Here is an 18,788-nt window from a genome sequence, read left to right on the forward strand (position 1 = left end):
GGTCACGGAGCCCACGACCGGAACCCGGCACCGAGCGGGGCGGCGGTGCGGGCGGGCGGGGAGCGGTGCGGGCGGGCGGGGAGCGGTGCGGGCGGGCGGCGGCGCGGCCGGGCCCGGGCCGGGTGTTCAGCCGAAGACCGTCCCGGAGTTGGCCGCGTTCACGCTGCGCCGCCGGGAGAAGGCGCCCAGGTCGATCGCCTCGCCGGTGTGCGGGCCGACGAAGCACACCGGATCCGCGTCGTGGTCGACGCCGCTCTCCACCCGGTCGATCAGCGTGGCCATCACCTGGCCCACCAGCGGGGCGTTCTTGAACTGGTTGCCGCTCGTGCCCATCGCCACGTAGAAGCCGTCGAGTTCGGTCCGATCGTAGATCGGCGTCCAGTCGTCGGCGACGTCGTACACCCCCACGATGCCGCGCGGCCGGTTCGGCACCGCGAGCCCGGTCAGCCGCCGGGCCGCCCGGGTCACCAGGGCCTCGAAGACCTCCGGCGTCGGGTTGGGGTTGGCGGCGTCGGGGTCGTCGAGCCATTCCAATGGGTCGCATTCCGGCTCGGTGCCGCTGACGAGCATGCCGTCACCGACCTCCCCGCGCAGATACACGCCCAGGTCCAGGTCCGCCAGGGTGACCCCGGCCGCCCCGGTCGGGTTGTAGCCGGCCGGCGCCCTCAGGTGCGCCACCTCCTGCCGCATCGGCCGCACCCCGATCGTGAAGTCGGCGCCCACTCCGGCGAGTTCGTTCACCCGCCCGGACCACGGACCGGCCGCGTTGACCACGGTCGGGCAGGCCACCTCGGTGCCGTCGTCCAGGGTCACCGAGCGCACCCGACCGCCCGTCGACCCGACCGCGACGACGGTGCGCCGGAACCGGAATTCGGCGCCGTGCCGCTGCGCCGCCGCGGCCAGGTTCTGCGCCGCCAGTTGCGGATCGCTGACATAGCCCGCGTCCGGCGTGAACACCGCGCCGAGCGTGCCGGTCGGTTCCGCCCAGAAGCGCTCGTCGTCCAGGCGTCGGGGCGGCCAGAACCGTCCGGTGTCCAGGCCCGGGATCCTGGCCGCGAGCGTCGCGGCGTCCCATTCCTGGTAGGGCACGCCCACCGCGTCGAACAACGGGAGGTAGGTCTCGCGCGGCACCGCGTCCACGTCCAGCAGGGCCAGGCCGTTGCGTTCGAAGCGGGCCAGGTCGCCGACGTCGCAGCCCAGGTGGTCGCCCCACGCCTGCCAGCAGAACCGGGCCTCCCACGAGGCCGCCACGCCGGCGTGGGTGGAGAAGTTGAAGCGCACCACCGCGCTGGAGGCGCTGGTCGAACCCAGGCCGACACCGCCGGCCTTGTCCACCACGAGCACCCGCCGGCCCGCGCGGGCCAGTTCGAGTGCGATCGCGGAGCCGATCACGCCGGCTCCGATCACCACGACATCCGTGTTCATTCGGGTTTCCTCCCTGGCGATGCCGCACGCGCCGAACGGGAGCCCCGGTGCCGGGACACCGCCTGCTCCACACGTCCAGTCTGACCGGCGGCCCACCGCCCGGGCAGCCGACCGCGGTCGCGGATCGCGGCACGCCGACGCGACGATCGTCGCGTCGTCCACCGCTCCGGGCCCGGCGCCCCGTCGCACGCGGCCGTACGCTGGCCGCACCCCGAGCCCGGTTCGGCGGGTCTCGGATCGGCGCGGGTGCCCGGAGCGGCGGGTGCCCGAAGCGGCGTGGCGCGTACGGAGGTCGACCGATGGGTGACGAGGATCTGCAATCCCTGGTCGACGAGCTCTCCGAGCGCCTGCAACGGTCGGTGGCGATCGACGACGTGGGCCTCCGGTTGTTGGCGGCCAGCCGGCACTTCGGCGACGAGGACGCGGTCCGGGTGGCCTCGGTGCTCAATCGCGGGGTACGGCCGGAAATCGCCGATCGGGTGTTGGGCCAGGGGATCGCCGGGTGGACCCGGCCGGGTCGGGTGCGGATCGACGTCCCGGGCTGCCGGCCGCGCTGGTGTGTCCCGATCCGCTGCGACGGGCTGCTGCTGGGCTATCTGTGGCTGATCGACGACGCGTCGGCGGCGACCGAGGCGCAACTCGCGTCGGCCGAGGCGGCGGCCGGGCGAGCGGGCATCGTGTTGTATCGGCGGCTGCTGTTGCACGAGCGGGTCAAGGCCCGGCACGAGGCGATCCTGCGCGAGTTGGTCGGATCCGATCCGGCCGGTCGGCTCCAGGCCGCCGCGGACCTGCGGGCCGAGCAGGTGTTCGCCGCCGAGGCCGGTCCGTTCCGGGTGGTCGCGGCGCAGTGCGTCGACGAGCCCGGCACGGTGGCCGGCGCGCACGAGGTCGCGCTGGAGGCGGCGGTCGAGGAGGGGCTGCGCGCGCTTCCGGAGCAGGGCCGGCTGATGGTCGCCCAGCGCTCGCGGGCCTGGATCCTGCTGGTGCCGCCGGCCACCGCGGCGGCGGAGCTGCCGGACGTCCTGGGTGGGCGGATCATCGCCCGGTTCACGGATCTGACGCGCGGCGCCGGGCGGGTGGTGGTCGGCGTCGGCGCGCCGGTGGATCGCCTCGACCGGGTGCCGGATTCGTACCGGCAGGCGCTGCTGGCCGTGCGGGCGGCGCTGCTGGTGCCCGGCCTGGGCGACCTCGCCCGCAGTGGTGAGCTGGGTCCCTACGAGTTGCTCCTGCGACTGCCGGCGGCGGAGTTGCGCGCGGCGGCGCGGGTGCCGGCCCTGGTCGCGCTGGAGCGTGCGGACGCTCACGGAGTGCTGCTGTCGACGCTGGCCGCGTTCCTCGACCACGCCGGCGACGTTCGGCGCACCGCCGCGTTGTTGTGCGTGCACCGGGCCACCCTGTACCACCGCCTGCGGCGGATCGAGGCGCTCACCGGCTGCCGGCTCGACCGCGGCGACGACCGGCTGACCCTGCACCTGGGCCTCAAACTCCGCGACCTGGCCGGCCCGGAGCGGCCGGACGCGACACCACCGGGGTGATCCGGGAACGGCGCGCCGTGCCGGGGCCCGCCGCGCCGGGGCCGCGACGCGCGGGGATCCGCCCGCAAGATATCTTGATGTCGAGCAATGTTGCGGACATGGAGCGGAGCATCCTGTGACTGACCCGACCATCATCTATACGCACACCGACGAGGCCCCGGCCCTGGCGACGTATTCGTTCCTGCCCGTGGTCCAGGCGTACGCGGCGACGGCCGGGGTCAAGGTGGAGACCCGTGACATCTCCCTGGCCGGGCGGATCATCGCGCACTTCCCGGAGCACCTGAAGGCGGACCAGCGCATCGAGGACGCGCTCGCCGAGCTCGGTGAACTGGCCAAGACGCCCGAGGCCAACATCATCAAGCTGCCGAACATCTCGGCCTCGATCCCGCAGCTCAAGGCGGCCATCGCCGAGCTCCAGGAGCAGGGCTTCGCGCTGCCGGACTACCCGGACGACCCGAAGACCGACGAGGACAAGGACGTCCGGGCACGCTACGGCAAGACCCTGGGCAGCGCGGTCAACCCGGTGCTGCGCGAGGGCAACTCGGACCGCCGCGCCCCCGCGTCGGTGAAGAACTACGTCCGGGCGCACCCGCACCGCATGGGCACCTGGACCGCCGACTCGAAGACCAACGTCGCGCACATGAGCGCCGACGACTTCCGCTCCACCGAGAAGTCCGCGGTGATCGCCGAGCCCGGCTCGCTGCGCATCGAGCTGGTGGGCGACGACGGCAGCACCACCGTGCTGCGCGAATCGGTACCCGTGCTCGCGGGCGAGGTCGTGGACGCCTCGGTGATGCGCGCGGCGCCGCTGCGCGAGTTCCTGGCCGCGCAGGTGGCCCGGGCCAAGGACGAGAACGTCCTGCTGTCGGTGCACCTGAAGGCCACCATGATGAAGGTCTCCGACCCGATCATCTTCGGCCACGCGGTTCGGGCCTTCTTCCCGCAGACCTTCGCCGAGCACGGCAAGGCGCTCGCGGCGGCCGGCCTGAGCCCCAACGACGGTCTCGGCGCGATCCTCAAGGGCTTGGAGTCGCTGCCCGAGGGCGCCGCGATCAAGGCGTCCTTCGACGCCGAGCTGGCCGCCGGGCCGGCGCTGGCGATGGTCGACTCCGACCGGGGCATCACCAACCTGCACGTGCCCAGCGACGTGATCGTGGACGCCTCGATGCCGGCCATGATCCGTACCTCCGGTCACATGTGGGGTCCGGACGGCAAGGAGGCCGACACCCTGGCCGTGCTGCCGGACAGCAGCTACGCGGGCGTCTACCAGGTCGTCATCGACGACTGCCGGGCCAACGGCGCGTACGACCCGGCCACGATGGGCTCGGTGCCGAACGTCGGTCTGATGGCGCAGAAGGCCGAGGAGTACGGCAGCCACGACAAGACCTTCGAGATCGCGACCACCGGCACGGTGCGGGTCGTCGACGCCGCCGGCACCGCGGTGCTGGAGCAGGTCGTCGGCGCGGGTGACATCTTCCGGATGTGCCAGACCAAGGACCTGCCGATCAAGGACTGGGTCAAGCTGGCCGTCAGCCGCGCCCGCGCGACCGGCAGCCCGGCGGTGTTCTGGCTGGACGAGGGCCGCGCGCACGACGCGAACCTGATCGCGAAGGTCGCGGAGTACCTCCCCGAGCACGACACCGAGGGCCTGACCATCGAGATCATGTCGCCGGAGAAGGCCACCGCGTTCTCGCTGGAGCGCATCCGCCGCGGCGAGGACACCATCTCGGTGACCGGCAACGTGCTGCGCGACTACCTCACCGACCTGTTCCCGATCCTGGAGCTGGGCACGAGCGCGAAGATGCTCTCGGTCGTCCCGCTGATGGACGGCGGCGGCCTGTTCGAGACCGGCGCCGGCGGCTCGGCGCCCAAGCACGTGCAGCAGTTGGTCAAGGAGAACTACCTGCGCTGGGACAGCCTGGGCGAGTTCCTCGCGCTCGCGGTCAGCTTCGAGCACCTCGCGCAGTCCGTGGGCAACGCCCGCGCCCAGGTGCTGGCCGACACGCTCGACCGGGCCACCGGCACCTTCCTGGACAACGACAAGTCGCCCAGCCGTCGGCTCGGGGGCATCGACAACCGGGGCAGCCACTTCTACCTGGCGCTGTACTGGGCCCAGGAGCTGGCCGCGCAGACCAAGGACGCGGCGCTCGCCGAGGCGTTCGCGGGCCTGGCCCGGACGTTGTCCGAGCAGGAGGAGACGATCGTCGCCGAACTGATCGCGGTCCAGGGCTCGCCCGCCGACATCGGCGGCTACTACCGTCCCGACCCGGCCAAGGCGTCGGCCGTGATGCGCCCGTCGGCCACCTTCAACGAGGCCGTGGCCTCGCTGGCCTGATCGACCCCGCCGAACCGCCCCCGCCGGCAACACGCCCGGCGGGGGCGGTTCGTCGTCTTCCGGGTGCGGCGGCGGCCCGGTCCTTCGGCGATGCGGTGCGGTGTCGGGGCGGCCGGCTCGGTGCTCAGCCCACCGTCACCGGATGGCGCACGACGGCGTCGAAGAAGTAGCCCTGGGTGTTGAAGGTGGACCGATCCGGCTGGGTACGGCCCGCGGTGTCGCTCGCCCGGGCGAGCAGGTGGGTCGAACCGGCCTCGGCGGGCCGCCAGTCCAGGCTCCAGCGCACCCAACCGTCGCGCCGCGGCTCGTCCCACAGCCGCGCCCGCCGCCAACTCGCGCCGCCGTCGGTGCTGACCTCCACCCGGCGCACGCCGCCCGCGCCGGACCAGGACCGGCCGTGCAGCCGGTGCGTGCGACCCGGCGCGAAGCGGGCGTCGACGGGCAGTTCGAACGCGCTCTTGAGGGTCTGTCGGGTCAGCGGCGCGCTGCCGCCCTCGGGATGGGCGGGCCCGAACAGGCGGTAGAAGTCGGTGTTCCACGGCGAGTACAGCGGCTGCGCGGCGACCTCGATGTCCCCGACCCACTTGATCGAGGAGATGCCCACCCACGAGGGCACCACCACCCGTACCGGCGCGCCGTGATCCGCGGCGAGCGGCTCGCCGTTCATCTCGTACGCGAGCAGCACGTCGTCGAGCGCCTTGGCCACCGGCAACGGTCGACGCACCCGGCCCAGGTTGACGCCGCCGGTCACGTACTCGTCGTCCAGCCCTCGTGGCAACACGTCCACCGCTTCCCGGCGCAGCCCCGCGCGGCGCAGCACGTCCGACAGGCGCGCACCGCGCCAGCGGGCCACGCCGATCGCGCCGAGCGTCCAGGCGGTGCCGGCCGCCGGTTCGCCCTGTTGGGAGGCGTAGAAGCTGCGGCCGTTGCCGGCGCACTCGATCGCGGCCGAGTGGGTGTGCGCGGGCAGCCGACGCAGGTCGGCCAGGTCGAGCTCGATCGCGCCGGCGTAGTCGGTGGATCCGCGCAGCCCGCTCCCCCACAGGCGCAACCGCCAGTCCTGGGTGGGTAGTTGCGGGGTGGCGGTGTGGTTGCGCACGAAGAATCGATCGACCGGGGTGTGGTAGCCGGTGTCGCGCAGTGCGGGGAAGTTGGTCTCGGCGTTGGTGCCGCGGATGGTGAACAGCTCGGGTGGCAGCGGCTTGCGGATGCCCGGGGCGGCGCCGGCGGTCGGGGTGTTGCCTGCCGGGGTGTTGCCTGCCGGGGCCGCGGGTGTGGTGTCGGTCCGGTCGGTCGCGTACGCGGTGCCCGCGGGTAGTGCGGTGAGTATGCCGGCCGTGCCGAGCAGCTTGAGCAGGTCGCGTCTGAGCACTCCGTCCGCGCGGGCGGATCCGCCCAACCACTGCCGCAACCGGTGGCGGTCGTAGGCGACTTCACTGATCGGTGTCATCGGGACTTCCTCTGCTCAGGAAACGTCGGGGAGGCGCGCGCGGGCGAACCGGCGCGGCGATGCATCGACTGCGAGGAGAAGTACGGATCAACAACAGCGACGGCGCGGCACATCGAGGCGCGAGGGCGCGCTCGGGTCGGTGCGGCGGTGGCCGAGGATCACAGCGCGATCGTAGAGGACCCGACCGGCCGCCGTCGACGGGCGCGCCGACGGGTGCCTCGGGGGTGGGTGGGAGCGTCGGGACCTCGGGCCTCAGCGGCCGGTCAGCGGCCAGGCGTCCACGTCGCGGTAGTGGATCGGGCCGGGGCCGCGGCCGAAGTTGCTGCCGACCAGGTGCAGTCGCCGGGCCGACCAGCGGCTGCCGACGAAATCGGCCAGCTCGCGGGCGGCGGCCGAGATGCCGTCGGGGTTGTCCCGGCGGGCCCGGGCCAGGGTCAGGTGGGCACGCAGCGGTCGGTCCTCCAGGGCGACGCCGGCCGCCCGCACCACGCCGCGGACCGCGTCGGCCAGCGTGTGCAGTGCGGGCAATTCCCCGTGCACGCCACTCCACAACACCCGCTCGTCGAACTGCCCGGCGCCGCGCAGTTCGAGGTCGACCGGCGGGGTGGAGGCGGCGACCTCGGCCAGTGGTGCGCGCAGGGCCTCGACCACGTCGACCGGCACCTCGCCGAGGAAGGCCAGCGTGATGTGCCAGTCCTCGATCCGGTTCCAGCGCAGCCGGGGATGCGCGTGGTGGATCGGGCGCAGCACCCGGGCCAGTTCGTCCTTGGCGTCGTCCGGCGGGGCGAGCGCCACGAACAGGCGTACGGTCCGGGGCGCGGTCGGGGATTCGTCGTCGGTCACAGGTGATGTCGTACCGCATCGTCACCGGCCGGCGCGCGCCGGCCCACCGGGCGCCCGGGCCGGGCCGCCCCGACCGGTCGGCCCGCCACCCCCGATGAGCACCCTCGCGCGGCGGGCCGAACCGTCGGGCGATCCCGACACTGGGGGATCGACGCGGCCGCTGCCAAGCCGATCGGGCCGTCCCGGACAACACGCGGCCGTCCCGGCTGGTCACGGCGTCGACCGGCCCGTGTCCCGGACCGTTCGGGACGGGTGTGCGCACCGATCACCGATCGGCGGGCTCGGTTCGGCCGGGAGCGGGCGTGCCGGGCGGGCGACGGGATTCCGGTCCTATTTATCGTTTTTCTGGGACTCCCCGACCCGCCGAACTGCCGGCACCATGGGTGCCGCATCCGCTACCGCGCGTACGTTTTCGCGTGACCGAACGGGAGTCTTGTGACCCGACGTGACGACTCTGCTCCGCGGCCGGACACCGCCACCACCGCCGCGGAGTACGTCGCCGCGTTACGGGAGTTACGCGAGTGGTCGGCGCTGACGTACCGTCAACTGGCGGCCAAGGCCGAGGCGTCCGGGCATGTGTTGCCGGCCAGCACCGTGGCCGCCGCGCTCGGCCGCAGCACGCTGCCCCGGGCCGATCTGGTCGAGGCGCTGGTGTTCGCCTGCGGCTTGGACACCGATACCGCCGCCCGCTGGTTGACGATCCGCGAGGATCTCGCGGCGGGGCGGGGGAGCGAACGGCCCGCGCCCGAACCCGCCGAGGTGCCCGACGCCGCGCCTGCCCCACCGCCGGGGCGTCGGCGTCGGCCGGGGACGATGGCGATCGCCATCGGCATGGCCTGCCTGCTGATCGCGATCGGCGTGATCCTCGCCGTGCGATACGGCACGGACGACGGCGACGGCGACGACTCCGCCGCTTTCCCCAGCCGACCCCGTGACGGCTTCTACCTGATCAAGCCCACCCATATCGCCGACGGGTCGTTGTGTCTGGGTGAGGGCAGAGAACGCAACCTTCGCACCGACCGCCCGATCGCGGTCCAGCGCTCGTGCGAGGGCGTGGTCCCGGACACCTACCTGGTCGCCGTGGCGCCGGACGTCTACCTGATCAAGTGGCGCCATCCGGTGGAGGGCGTCGGCTGCCTGCGGGTGGACGAGGCGATCCTGGTGCCCGGTGCGCTGCTCAGTCCCGGCGACTGCACCGGCGCCGCCAACGAACGTTTCCTGATCGAACCGGTGGATCCGGGCGTCTTCCGGCTCCGCCCGGTACACAGCGGCCTGTGTATCGGCATCCTCGGCGGCCCCGCCGAGGTCACCCCGAAGGCGGAGGCGGCCCAGGCGATCTGCTCGGGGGCCGCCGACCAACGTTTCCGACTGCAGACGGTCAAGGGCAAGAAGCCGCTTCCCGCCGGGCAGTGAGCCGCGTCCTCGGTGCCGGGTTCAGGCCCGGAGGGTCGGGTGGTCGACGCCCTCGAAGGGCTTGATCCGCACGATCGGCTCCTGGCCGCCGCGCTGCGGCACGGTCTGCGTGGTGCCCCAGGGTCGGTCCGGGAGGGTCACCGTGAAGGAGTAGCTGTTCGCGCAGCCGGTGCAGTCGTACCGGTCCTGCCAGACCTCGACGTCGGTGTCGCTGCCGGGGATCCGGGCGGCGTGCCGGTAGGTCGCGTGGCAGCGGGTGCAGCGCTCGCCGGGGGCACAGGTGCCGCCGCACGGGCAGGGCAGGTCGAGGCTCTCGGCGGGCTCCCAGTAGCGGGTGGCCAGCGCCTCGGCGGTCCGGACGTCGGGGGCCTTGGACCCGCGCGGGACGGTCATCCGGCGTGCGGCGACGACGTACGACTCGCCGGCGGCGGCCATCCGGCCTCGGATCACGCCCTTGCGGACTCGGTTGGTGGTCATGCTTCCTCCGGCGATTGCCCACGGGGCGGGGTGTCGAGTACGGCCGGCGGCGCGGACGGGACCTCGGATCGTCGGCCCCGCGTGGGCGGGCCGCCGCCCCTCACGATATCCGCCCTCCGACGCGGAACCCGAATCCCGGCCGCCCGATCACCCGGGGCGCACCGCTCGGGGACCGGTCACCTCGGCGGCCAGGGCGCGCACGCGATCCCGCAGGCCGCGATCGGCGGTCACCACGAGGCAGTGCCGCGCGGGCGCGCTCGCGTGCTCGGCCGCGACCAGTTCGACCATGCGGTCGTCGCCGCTGCCCGGACGACCCGGATGCCCGGCACCTCGGCGACGCCGCCGGCGGCGCCCTCGACCACCAGCACGATGTCCAGCGGCCCCCGCCGCGCCCACGCGGGCACGGCGCTCCCGCCCTCCGGCAGCCCCGCCGCGGCCATCGACGCCAACGCGTCCCGCAACCGCTCGGTGGCGCCCCGCCGATCCTTCCACCACCCGTCGGGCACCGAGCCCACCACGTTCGCCGCATCGACCACCACGAGAGGCACATCCGCGTCACCGACCATCCCCCCATCCTCCCCGCCGAAGCAGGAAGCACACACAGAGGAGTAGTGGCCGAGAGGCCCGAGCGGGCCGCCCCGATGCCGTTGAAACCGAAGCCCGAGGCAACGGGTGGGTACGCCTCCCAGCCGCAAGGCAACCGCAGCCATGACCGCGAGGCCGAATGCAATGGAACGGCACCCGGCCGCCGCGGGGGGCGGTGGCCGGGTGCCGGGTCAGGGGTCGGAGCGACGTACAGGGGAGCCCGGGTGTCCGGGTGCACGTCGCCCGGGAGGTCAGGAGGCCGCTTGGGCGGCGAGCGCCGCGAGGCCGTTGCGCCAGAGCTGGTTGACCCGAGCGCGTTCCGTGGCGTTCGGGTTCGGGTTGGTGCAGGACGTGCCGGGGCCGCCGCCGGACATCAGTTCGCTGCACGGACCCGAGTAGTGGTCCGGCAGGCCCAGCACGTGGCCGGTCTCGTGGGCGGTCACCCGGGTCGAGTTGTACTGCTGGTTCTGTCGGTAGTCGAGGAAGATGTAGCCACTGCCGTGGCCGTTCGTGCTCGCGTACGAACCACGCGAGTCGTTGCCCTCGTAGTACCGGAAGTCGGGGTTGCTGCCTTCCTGAAGGCGGACGTTGGTGACCGAGCTGTTCCAGATCTGCGCGGATTGGGCGATCTGGCTGCGGAAGGAGGGTGCGCTGGCGGCGCTGTAGGTGACGGTGACCACCGCCGCCGAGTTGCCCGCCGCGGCGCGCTTGCCCGCCACGGACTTCAGCACGGCGTCGAAGAACGCCTGGTTCTGCGCCTGGTCTTCCTGACCGGCGTATTGCGCGGAGGCACGAAGGGGGGCCGCGACTCCGTCGTTGCCGGCCGATGCGGCCGGCGCGGCGATCAGTCCGGCCGCGAGGCCGAGGCCGAGTATTGCGGTGATCACGGTCTTACGGGGGTTCCGGGGACGCACTGGGGACATGGGGGGCTCCTTGGGGTGCCGAAGACCTGTTCGGTGCGCACTGAGTCTCACCGGAGCCCGGTCCGGCCCGGATGATGACAACCGGCGATAGCACCGTCGTATCACCCCCGTTCCCGGACCGTCACCGCCCCGGCACGCATCGTGTTACGGAAGATTCACGCCCCGCCCCCGGATCCCACGCCCGTCGGTGTCTGGTACGACCGCGATAGTGCGTCCTATCCTCCGCATCATGGAGCTAGAGGTGAGGCACCTCCGCGCACTGTGTGCCATCGGCGACACCGGCAGCCTGCATGCTGCGGCCCGGCTGCTCGGCATGACCCAGCCGTCCTTGACCGCGCAGCTCAGAAGAATCGAAAACGCCCTGGGCGCACCCCTGTTCGTCCGCGACCGGACCGGCAGCCGACCCACTCCACTCGGCCTCACGATGCTGCACCGGGCCCGACCCATCATGGCCGAGATGAGCGCCCTGGTCATCGACACCCAGGCCGAGGCGATCCGAACCGCCGGGCCCCACCTGCGGATCGGCGGCACCGCGAACCGGGTGATCGCCGACTGGTTGCGCCGGCTCCGGCTGCGACTGCCCACCACCGACACCTATTTGCGGGTGGACGTGTCGGCGAACACGCTGCTCGGAATGGTCGCCGCGGGTCAGCTCGACGTCGCGTTCGTGCACGAGGTCGAGGGCTTCCCGCTGCGGGTCCCGGACGGGGTGCGCGGGCGCGTACTGGTCGAGCGGGAACCGCAGTTCATCGCGATGTCGCCGGACCATCCGGCCGCGGCCGAAACCGAGGTCAAGCTGGCCGAGTTGGCCGAGGATCAGTGGATGGTCGACCCGAGCGTGGACGGCGAATGGGAGGGGTTGCGCGAGGTGTTGTCCGACGCCGGCATCAACCCCCGGATCCTGCACGGTGATTACCTCACCGCGGCGTCCCTGGTCGCGATCGGCGAGGTGGTCACGCCGTGCCAACCCACGTCCCGCCCGCGACCGGACATGGCGGTCCGGCCGCTGGCCGGCGATCCGCTCACGGTCCGGTTGTTCCTGGCCTTTCGTACCGAGAACGGTCCGGCACCGGCCCTGATCGACACCGTCTACCACGAGTTGGAGGCCGCCTACCGCGAGGCCGCGTGGCTCGCGGTGGCCTACCGGCAGCGGCTGCTGCGCGAGGACAGCCCGATCCTGCGCTACGACGGCCAGAGCCGGGCCCGGCCGTGAGCGGCGTGGCGACCCGACCCGGCGTCCGGCCGGTACCGATCCCGGATCGCCGGGGTGTGGGTGAAATGATGGCCCGATCTGCCGGTTCGACCACACTGTGAGCCGGTTCGACCGGACCGTGAGTGAACAGTGAGGACCCCCATGACGACCCCCGAAGCCGGTAACCCCGCCTCGGTCCCGGCCTCCGCGCGTGCCGCCGCCGGGGCCACCCTCGCGCGCGAGGCCGCGCGCTTCGCCGGCCTCGGCTGGATGCGCGGCACCTCCGGGAACCTGTCCGTGGTGCTCTCGCGTGAACCACTGCGCCTCGCGGTCACCGCCTCGGGCCTGGACAAGGGCGAACTGGCGGCGGACGACCTGGTCGTGGTGGACGCGGCCGGCGTACCGGTCCCCGAGGAGGCGAGCACGCCGCCGCGCCGACCGTCCGCCGAGGCCGGGCTGCACGCCCGGGTGGTGGCGCTGACCGGCGCGGGCGCGGTGTTCCATGTGCACACCGTCTCGGCGGTGCGCGCGGGTCGACGCTGGCCGGCCGGGATCGAGTTGCGCGATCTGGAGATGCTCAAGGGCATCGGCCGCTCCGCGCACGACGAGACGGTCACCATCCCGGTGATCGCCAACAGCCAGGACATGACCGAACTGGGCGATCGCCTGGAGGCAGCGCTGGTCCCCGGGGTGCCGGCCGTCGTGGTCGCCTCGCACGGGATGTACGTGTGGGGTGAGGATGCGATCCGGGCCCGCCATCACGTCGAGGTCGTGGAGTGGCTGCTGGAGTACCGCATCGCGGAGGGCTGAGCCGGCGGCGGAGCCGCGTGAGGGTTCGGCCGGGACCGGCCGGTCCGAGCACGCCTCCCGAACCGGGTCCGGGACGCGGCCGGGCCGCGTCCCGGGATCGGTTCAGGGTCGGTACTCGCGTACGCCCGTCTCGTTGACGATCGCGCTGATCAGTCGGGCCGGCGTGACATCGAAGGCCGGGTTGAAGGCGCGCGAGTCGGCCGGGGCGACGCGGATGCCGGCCACCTCCAGCACCTCGGACTCGGGCCGCTCCTCGATGGTGATCTCGTCGCCGTGCGCGGTCGCGTCGTCGAACGTGGTCAGCGGGGCCGCGACCACGAACGGGATGCCCGCGTCGGCGCAGGCCAGTGCGACGCCGACCGAGCCGATCTTGTTCGCGGTGTCGCCGTTGGCGGCGATCCGGTCCGCGCCGATCACCGCGACGTCCACCAGGCCGCGCAGGATCGCGCTCGCGGCGGCGCCGTCCGGTTGCACCAGATGGGCGATGCCCTCCTGGTCCAACTCCCAGGCGGTCAGCCGCGATCCCTGGAGCAGCGGGCGCGTCTCGTCGACGTGGACGACGTCGAGCACGCCGCGCGCGTGCAGTTCGCGGACGATGCCCAGTGCGGTCCCCCAACCGGCGGTGGCCAGCGAGCCGGTGTTGCAGTGGGTCAGCACCCGCAGCGGGCGTCGCTCGACCCGGGACAGGATCCAGTCCGCGCCGTGCCGGCCGATCGCGTGGTTGGCCTCGACGTCCTCGCGGACCACCGCCTGCGCCTCGGCGAGCACCGCGTCCACACCCTTGGCGGCGAACGGCAACACCCGGTCCACGCCGCCGGCCAGGTTGACCGCGGTCGGCCGGGCGTCCCGGATCCGGGCGATCTCGCCGGCCAGCCGGTCCGCGTCCCAGCCCTCGCGCGTGCCCTGCAGCATGGCCACCGCGACGCCGAAGGCGCCGGCCGCGCCCAGGGCCGGTGCACCGCGCACCGCGAGGCGACGGATCGCGTCGATCAGCGCGTCCACGTCGGTGATGTCGAGGTACACGATCCGCTGCGGCAGCGCGGTCTGGTCGAGCAGGCGCAGGGCGGTGCCGTGCCAGGCGAGCGAGCGTATCTCGGGGGCCATCGGGGGTCCTTTCCGGGCGGATGGTCGAGCGCCGGGCGAGCACGGCGGCCGCGAACGTGTGCGAGGTCACCGGCTCGGCGGCACACCGCGGCGGGAGCGAGCGCATGCGGTGGCACTACGGATGCTACGTCGCCCGGCAGCACGCTTCGAACGCACTCCCGAACGACGCCCGGGATCCGGGGCGGCTGGGTGTCGGCGCGGTAACCCAATGTTCACATGGTGGACAATCGGTCCACATTATGAACAAGCGCGAGAAGTGCCTGGTGAGGGTGCTAACCTCCCCCCCGAAACCAGTCGGGTGTGATCATCACATCGAGACTTGGGCTGGTGCGACCGGAAAGGAGTCGGCTGTGGCCGAAACGTGGTGTTGCGACGTACGTATCGAGTGCTGCGGCCGCTCCATGGCGTGTGACCGTCCGCCGCTTCCGCTCGACAAGCGCGGTGCCCGCGGCGTCTGCGTCCGACGCACCGGCCGCTGTCGCCGGCGCCCGTACTGACCCGATCGCGCCGACCGCCGATCGAGCGCCGCGCCTCACCGCCGCGCGCGGAACCGAGGCGCCATCGGGCGCCGAGACCGATGGGACCGCGAGGTTCCCGTCTCCGAACCACCGACTCCGCCCCGCCGGGATCGACACTCCTCCCAAGGACACTCATGTACCGCATCACCTCCCGCCACCGCCTGGCCGTGGCCGCCGTCGTCGTCGGCACCGCACTGGCCGCCACGGCGTGCAACGCCTCCGCCGACAAGGACAAGACGCCGGCCGCCGGCGGCACCGGCGGCGGGGACTCCGCCAAGAACGTCGTGCTGGTGACGCCCGAGCCGATCGGCGTCAACGACTTCCTCAAGCTGGCCGCCACCGGCGCGCAGAACGCGGCCAAGAAGGCCGGCGGCACCGCGAGCATCCTGGAGAGCAAGGACACCAGCGCGATCCAGCAGAACGTGGAGGCCGCGGTCCGCCAGAAGCCCTCCGTCGTGGTCGCCGTCGGCTTCGAGTTCGCCGACGTGCTGGCCCAGCAGGCCGAGGCCAACCCGAAGCAGCAGTTCCTCTTCGTCGACTCGTGCACGAGCAAGCCGTACCCGAACATCACCTGCGCGACCTTCCGCGAGCACGAGGGCACCTACCTCGCCGGCGCCGAGGCGGGCCTGCTGACCAAGAGCGGCAAGGTCGGCGCGGTGGTCGCGCTGGACAGCCCGCAGATCCGCCGCTTCTCCGACCCGTTCGCCGCGGGCGCCAAGCAGACCAACCCGGCGAGCGCCTTCACCCAGCTCTTCGTCGGCGGCCAGAAGCCGTTCAACGACCCGGCGCGGGCCAGCGAGCAGACCGCGTCGCTCAAGGCCAAGGACGTCGACCAGATCATGGGCGCCGCCTCCGCCGCGGGCAACCTCGGCGTGTTCAGCGCGGCCAAGGCCGCGGGCGTGCAGGCGTACGGCGTCGACGTCAACCAGTGCTCGGCGGCGCCGGGCACGGTCGTGGACAACGTGATCAAGCGCACCGACATCGCGGTCGAGAAGGGCGTCGAGCAGATCGCCGCCGGCAAGCCCGGCGGCGTCACCTCGTACGGCCTCAAGGAGGGCGGCATCACGCTCACCGGCATGGAGCCCGGCCTGGAGACCTCGCAGTGCCTGATCGCCCAGCACCCGGACGTGCTCAAGACCGTGCTGAGCCTGCGCGACCAGATCGTCGCGGGCGGCATCACCGTGACCGACCCGGCCGCCGCCAAGTAGGACCGCCGCGCCGGTGTCGGGTCCGCGGACCCGACACCGGCGAACGCCCGTCCCGTTTCGCCCCTTTCGACCGGAGAGACGCCCGATGAACGATCAGCACGCCGCCGCCCCCGGTGACATCGCCGAGGTCGAGATGCGCGGCATCGTCCGGCGTTTCCCCGGCGTGCTGGCCAACGACCGGGTCGACCTGCGGGTCGCCGGCGGCGAGATCCACGCGGTGATGGGCGAGAACGGCGCGGGCAAGTCGACGCTGATGTCGATCCTGTACGGCCTGCAACGCCCGGACGCCGGCCGCATCCTGCTGCGCGGCACCGAGCACTCCTTCGGCTCGCCCGTGCAGGCGATCGCGGCCGGACTGGGCATGGTCCACCAGGGCTTCAAGCTCTTCCCCTCGCTGACCGTCACGGAGAACGTGGTCTACGGCAGCGAACCCACCCGGCGCGGCCTGGTGGATCGGGCCGCCGCCCGGGCCCGGGTCGCCGAACTGGTGGACACGCACGGGCTGCACGTACCGCCGGACGCCCGGGTCGCGGACCTGCCGGTCGGGGTGCAGCAGCGGGTGGAGATCCTCAAGCTGCTCTACCGCGACGCGCGCGTGTTGATCCTGGACGAGCCCACCGCCGTGTTGACCCCGGCCGAGGCGGACCGGCTGCTGGAGGTGATCCGCGGCCTGGCCCGTTCCGGCCGCACGATCCTGCTGGTCACCCACAAGTTGGGCGAGGTGATGGCGGTCAGCGACCGGGTCACCGTGCTGCGCGACGGCCGGGTCACCGCCCGGCTGGCCACCGCCGAGACCACGCCCGCCGAGATCGCGCTGGCGATGACCGGCCGCCGGATCGATCTGGACCGCATGCACCCGGCCGGCACCCCCGCCGCCGACGTGCTCGACGTGCGCGGCCTGACCGTGTCCGCCGGACGCGGCGCCAAGCCGCTGGTCGAGGACGTGTCGCTGCGCGTGCGCGCGGGCGAGATCGTCGGCGTGGCGGGCGTGGCCGGCAACGGGCAGAGCGAACTGGTCGAGGCGCTGGCCGGGTTGCGCCCGATCGACGCGGGCCGGGTGCTGGTGGCCGGGCAGGACGTCGGCGCCGCCTCGGTGGCGCAGCGCCGGCACGCGGGCCTGGCCTACGTGCCCGAGGACCGGGCCGGCGTCGGCGCCGCCCGCGACGCCTCGCTGGCCGACAACCTGGCGATGGGCTTCCACCGCACCCCGGCGCTGGCCGGTCGGGGCGGCTTCCTGCGCCGCGCGGCGATCCGCGCACACGCCGCGAAGGTGATCGAACGTTTCGGCGTCAAGGCCGCCTCGTCGGCCGTCACCATCGGCACGCTGTCCGGCGGCAACCAGCAAAAGGCCATCCTGGGCCGAGAGATCACCCACGACGCGCCGCTGCTCCTGGTCGAGCAGCCCACTCGCGGTGTGGACATCGGCTCGATCGAGAACATCCACGCGCGCCTGGTCGAGTATCGCGACGCCGGCCACGGCGTACTGCTGGTCTCCGCCGAGTTGAGCGAGATCCTCGCGCTGTCGGATCGGGTCCTGGTGATGTACGAGGGCCGGATCGTCGCCGAATTGCCGCGCGCCGAGGCGGACGTGCACACGATCGGCCTGGCCATGGCGGGCGGCGGCCCGGCCCGGCCCGAGGTCCGGCCCGACGACGACACCCGCCCCACCGCAACAACCACCGCCCACCAGGCCTGACGGGTTATCAGATATGACTGCCAGCAAGGCCGGTACGGCCATCGAGCATCCATCGGGTCCGGCCGCACGGTGGGCGCTGCACGTGCGCGGCGCCGTGTTCTCCCCGGTCACCGTCTCCATCGTGGCCGCGCTGATCCTGGGCGCGATCATCCTGGCCGGCACCGGCGCCGATCCGCTGACCGCGTACGGCTCGGTGCTCACCGGGGCGTTCGGCTCCGAGGGCATCGGCGACACGCTCGGCGAATGCATCCCCATCGTCGGCCTCGCGCTCGCGCTGGCCATCCCGCTGCGCGCGGGCCTGGTCAACCTCGGCGGCGACGGCCAACTCGTGCTGGGCGGCCTGGCCGCCGTCTCGGTCGGCCTGTACTCGCCCTTCCCCAGCGCGATCACCGTGATCCTGGCGCTGCTCGCGGGCATGCTCGCGGGTGGCCTGTGGGCCGCGCTCGCCGCCGTCCTGGAGACCCGCTGCGGGGTGCCGCTGCTGGTCAGCAGCCTGTTGCTGAGCTACCCCGCGATGTCGTTCGTGTCCTACATGGTGCGCTTTCCGCTGCTCCAGAAGGGCTCCGGCATCCCGCAGACCGACCGGCTGCCCGAGGGCGTCAAGCTGCCCGAGTTCGCCGCCGGATCCGGTGCGGGCACCGGGGTCAGCGTGGGCATCGTGCTGATCGTGCTGGCCGCGGTGGTCTACTTCGTGGTCGACCATCGCACCGCCGCCGGCTACGAGGTGCGGATGACCGGCCTGGGCGCGCGCTTCGCCGGTTACGCCGGCGTGGACCGCGCCCGGCTCACCCTGCGGCTGATGTTCGCGTCCGGGTCGCTGGCCGGCCTGGTCGGCGCGATCACCGTGCTCGGCTTCCCGTACCGGATGGTCGACGGCGCGCTGACCACGCCCGGCTACACCTGGACCGGTCTGCTCGCCGCGCTGCTGGCCGCCGCGTCCCCGCTGGGCACGGTCGCCGCCGGGTTCTTCTTCAGCGCGCTGACCATCGGCGGCTTCGGCATGGAACAGGAGACCGCGGTGCCGCAGCAGCTCACCGCCGTGCTCCAGGCCGTGGTGATCCTCTTCCTCGCGGTGCGCGGCGGCATCTTCCGCAAGGGTGGTTGGTTGCACCGGCTCGGCCGAGGACCCGACGGCGCTGCCGCGCCACCACCGGACCTCGAAACCGGCGTGCTCGAATCCGGCGTGCTCGAACCCGCAGTACCGGAAGCCGCAGTACTCGACACCGGCGTCGCCGGGCCGCCCGCCCCCGCGCGCGGCGACGGAGGTAAGTGAC

Annotated in this window: 14 protein-coding genes and 1 pseudogene; 8 read left to right on the forward strand and 7 right to left on the reverse strand. The window is 73.0% G+C overall.

Translation table 11 applies throughout. The annotated features are described in order from the left end of the window. Nucleotides 1–126 precede the first annotated feature (126 nt). On the reverse strand, nucleotides 127–1,425 hold the full coding sequence (locus tag ACH4U8_RS21715) for an FAD-dependent oxidoreductase (RefSeq protein WP_360305577.1): 1,299 nt from the start codon (nucleotides 1,423–1,425) through the stop codon (nucleotides 127–129). Between the two features lie 299 nt (nucleotides 1,426–1,724). On the opposite strand from ACH4U8_RS21715, the gene ACH4U8_RS21720 reads away from it, so the two are divergent. Continuing rightward, complete coding sequence (locus tag ACH4U8_RS21720) at nucleotides 1,725–2,960, forward strand: PucR family transcriptional regulator (protein WP_395779474.1); 1,236 nt, start codon at nucleotides 1,725–1,727, stop codon at nucleotides 2,958–2,960. Nucleotides 2,961–3,075: 115 nt separating this feature from the next. Continuing rightward, nucleotides 3,076–5,295 carry an NADP-dependent isocitrate dehydrogenase gene (locus ACH4U8_RS21725; protein ID WP_360305573.1) on the forward strand — a complete coding sequence of 740 codons (2,220 nt, stop codon included), beginning with the start codon at nucleotides 3,076–3,078 and terminating at the stop codon, nucleotides 5,293–5,295. Between the two features lie 124 nt (nucleotides 5,296–5,419). Here the strand turns inward: ACH4U8_RS21725 and ACH4U8_RS21730 are convergent, their stop codons facing one another. Continuing rightward, nucleotides 5,420–6,745, reverse strand: a complete 1,326-nt coding sequence (locus ACH4U8_RS21730; protein WP_395779476.1) for a sulfite oxidase — start codon at nucleotides 6,743–6,745, stop codon at nucleotides 5,420–5,422. Between the two features lie 252 nt (nucleotides 6,746–6,997). Next, a complete protein-coding gene (gene thpR, locus ACH4U8_RS21735; protein WP_360305569.1) occupies nucleotides 6,998–7,588 on the reverse strand; it encodes an RNA 2',3'-cyclic phosphodiesterase in 591 nt (196 codons plus the stop codon). A 435-nt stretch (nucleotides 7,589–8,023) separates the two neighbouring features. On the opposite strand from thpR, the gene ACH4U8_RS21740 reads away from it, so the two are divergent. Then, nucleotides 8,024–9,001, forward strand: coding sequence for a hypothetical protein (locus ACH4U8_RS21740; RefSeq protein WP_395779478.1), 978 nt, complete (start codon nucleotides 8,024–8,026; stop codon nucleotides 8,999–9,001). A gap of 21 nt (nucleotides 9,002–9,022) precedes the next feature. Here the strand turns inward: ACH4U8_RS21740 and ACH4U8_RS21745 are convergent, their stop codons facing one another. The 3 genes and pseudogenes from ACH4U8_RS21745 to snpA all read right to left on the reverse strand — a co-directional run bounded on the left by ACH4U8_RS21745 (nucleotide 9,023) and on the right by snpA (nucleotide 10,986). Then, nucleotides 9,023–9,478, reverse strand: coding sequence for a hypothetical protein (locus tag ACH4U8_RS21745; RefSeq protein WP_379987506.1), 456 nt, complete (start codon nucleotides 9,476–9,478; stop codon nucleotides 9,023–9,025). A 147-nt stretch (nucleotides 9,479–9,625) separates the two neighbouring features. Next, nucleotides 9,626–10,044 (reverse strand): annotated as a pseudogene (locus tag ACH4U8_RS21750) (NTP pyrophosphohydrolase). 270 nt (nucleotides 10,045–10,314) lie between these two features. After that, nucleotides 10,315–10,986 carry a snapalysin gene (gene snpA, locus ACH4U8_RS21755; protein WP_360305561.1) on the reverse strand — a complete coding sequence of 224 codons (672 nt, stop codon included), beginning with the start codon at nucleotides 10,984–10,986 and terminating at the stop codon, nucleotides 10,315–10,317. Nucleotides 10,987–11,215: 229 nt separating this feature from the next. Here snpA and ACH4U8_RS21760 point away from each other — a divergent pair, with 229 nt between their 5' ends. Together ACH4U8_RS21760 and mtnB are read left to right on the forward strand one after the other, a co-directional pair. Beyond that, nucleotides 11,216–12,199 carry a LysR family transcriptional regulator gene (locus tag ACH4U8_RS21760; protein ID WP_360305559.1) on the forward strand — a complete coding sequence of 328 codons (984 nt, stop codon included), beginning with the start codon at nucleotides 11,216–11,218 and terminating at the stop codon, nucleotides 12,197–12,199. A gap of 141 nt (nucleotides 12,200–12,340) precedes the next feature. Further along, nucleotides 12,341–12,988 (forward strand): methylthioribulose 1-phosphate dehydratase, encoded by a 648-nt coding sequence (gene mtnB / locus ACH4U8_RS21765; RefSeq protein ID WP_360305557.1) that lies wholly within the window; start codon nucleotides 12,341–12,343, stop codon nucleotides 12,986–12,988. A gap of 102 nt (nucleotides 12,989–13,090) precedes the next feature. Here mtnB and mtnA read toward each other — a convergent pair whose 3' ends face one another. Then, a complete protein-coding gene (gene mtnA / locus ACH4U8_RS21770) occupies nucleotides 13,091–14,092 on the reverse strand; it encodes an S-methyl-5-thioribose-1-phosphate isomerase (RefSeq protein ID WP_360305555.1) in 1,002 nt (333 codons plus the stop codon). A gap of 652 nt (nucleotides 14,093–14,744) precedes the next feature. Here mtnA and ACH4U8_RS21775 point away from each other — a divergent pair. From ACH4U8_RS21775 to ACH4U8_RS21785, 3 genes are all read left to right on the forward strand, one after another. Then, nucleotides 14,745–15,818 (forward strand): BMP family ABC transporter substrate-binding protein, encoded by a 1,074-nt coding sequence (locus ACH4U8_RS21775; protein ID WP_360305553.1) that lies wholly within the window; start codon nucleotides 14,745–14,747, stop codon nucleotides 15,816–15,818. An 85-nt stretch (nucleotides 15,819–15,903) separates the two neighbouring features. Next, nucleotides 15,904–17,514, forward strand: coding sequence for an ABC transporter ATP-binding protein (locus ACH4U8_RS21780; protein WP_360305551.1), 1,611 nt, complete (start codon nucleotides 15,904–15,906; stop codon nucleotides 17,512–17,514). 13 nt (nucleotides 17,515–17,527) lie between these two features. Beyond that, entirely contained in the window at nucleotides 17,528–18,787 is a 1,260-nt protein-coding gene (locus tag ACH4U8_RS21785; protein WP_395779480.1) for an ABC transporter permease, read from the forward strand. Nucleotide 18,788 lies beyond the last annotated feature (1 nt).

The sequence above is a fragment of the Embleya sp. NPDC020886 genome, assembly GCF_044333915.1.
Lineage (GTDB): Bacteria > Actinomycetota > Actinomycetes > Streptomycetales > Streptomycetaceae > Embleya.

Coding starts and splice junctions, on each gene's coding strand:
- ACH4U8_RS21780 (WP_360305551.1), top strand. CDS start 15,904: ATGAACGATCAGCACGCCGCCGCCCCCGGTGACATCGCCGAGGTCGAG.
- ACH4U8_RS21785 (WP_395779480.1), top strand. CDS start 17,528: ATGACTGCCAGCAAGGCCGGTACGGCCATCGAGCATCCATCGGGTCCG.
- ACH4U8_RS21715 (WP_360305577.1), bottom strand. CDS start 1,425: ATGAACACGGATGTCGTGGTGATCGGAGCCGGCGTGATCGGCTCCGCG.
- snpA (WP_360305561.1), bottom strand. CDS start 10,986: ATGTCCCCAGTGCGTCCCCGGAACCCCCGTAAGACCGTGATCACCGCA.
- ACH4U8_RS21720 (WP_395779474.1), top strand. CDS start 1,725: ATGGGTGACGAGGATCTGCAATCCCTGGTCGACGAGCTCTCCGAGCGC.
- mtnA (WP_360305555.1), bottom strand. CDS start 14,092: ATGGCCCCCGAGATACGCTCGCTCGCCTGGCACGGCACCGCCCTGCGC.
- ACH4U8_RS21775 (WP_360305553.1), top strand. CDS start 14,745: ATGTACCGCATCACCTCCCGCCACCGCCTGGCCGTGGCCGCCGTCGTC.
- ACH4U8_RS21745 (WP_379987506.1), bottom strand. CDS start 9,478: ATGACCACCAACCGAGTCCGCAAGGGCGTGATCCGAGGCCGGATGGCC.
- ACH4U8_RS21730 (WP_395779476.1), bottom strand. CDS start 6,745: ATGACACCGATCAGTGAAGTCGCCTACGACCGCCACCGGTTGCGGCAG.
- ACH4U8_RS21760 (WP_360305559.1), top strand. CDS start 11,216: ATGGAGCTAGAGGTGAGGCACCTCCGCGCACTGTGTGCCATCGGCGAC.
- mtnB (WP_360305557.1), top strand. CDS start 12,341: ATGACGACCCCCGAAGCCGGTAACCCCGCCTCGGTCCCGGCCTCCGCG.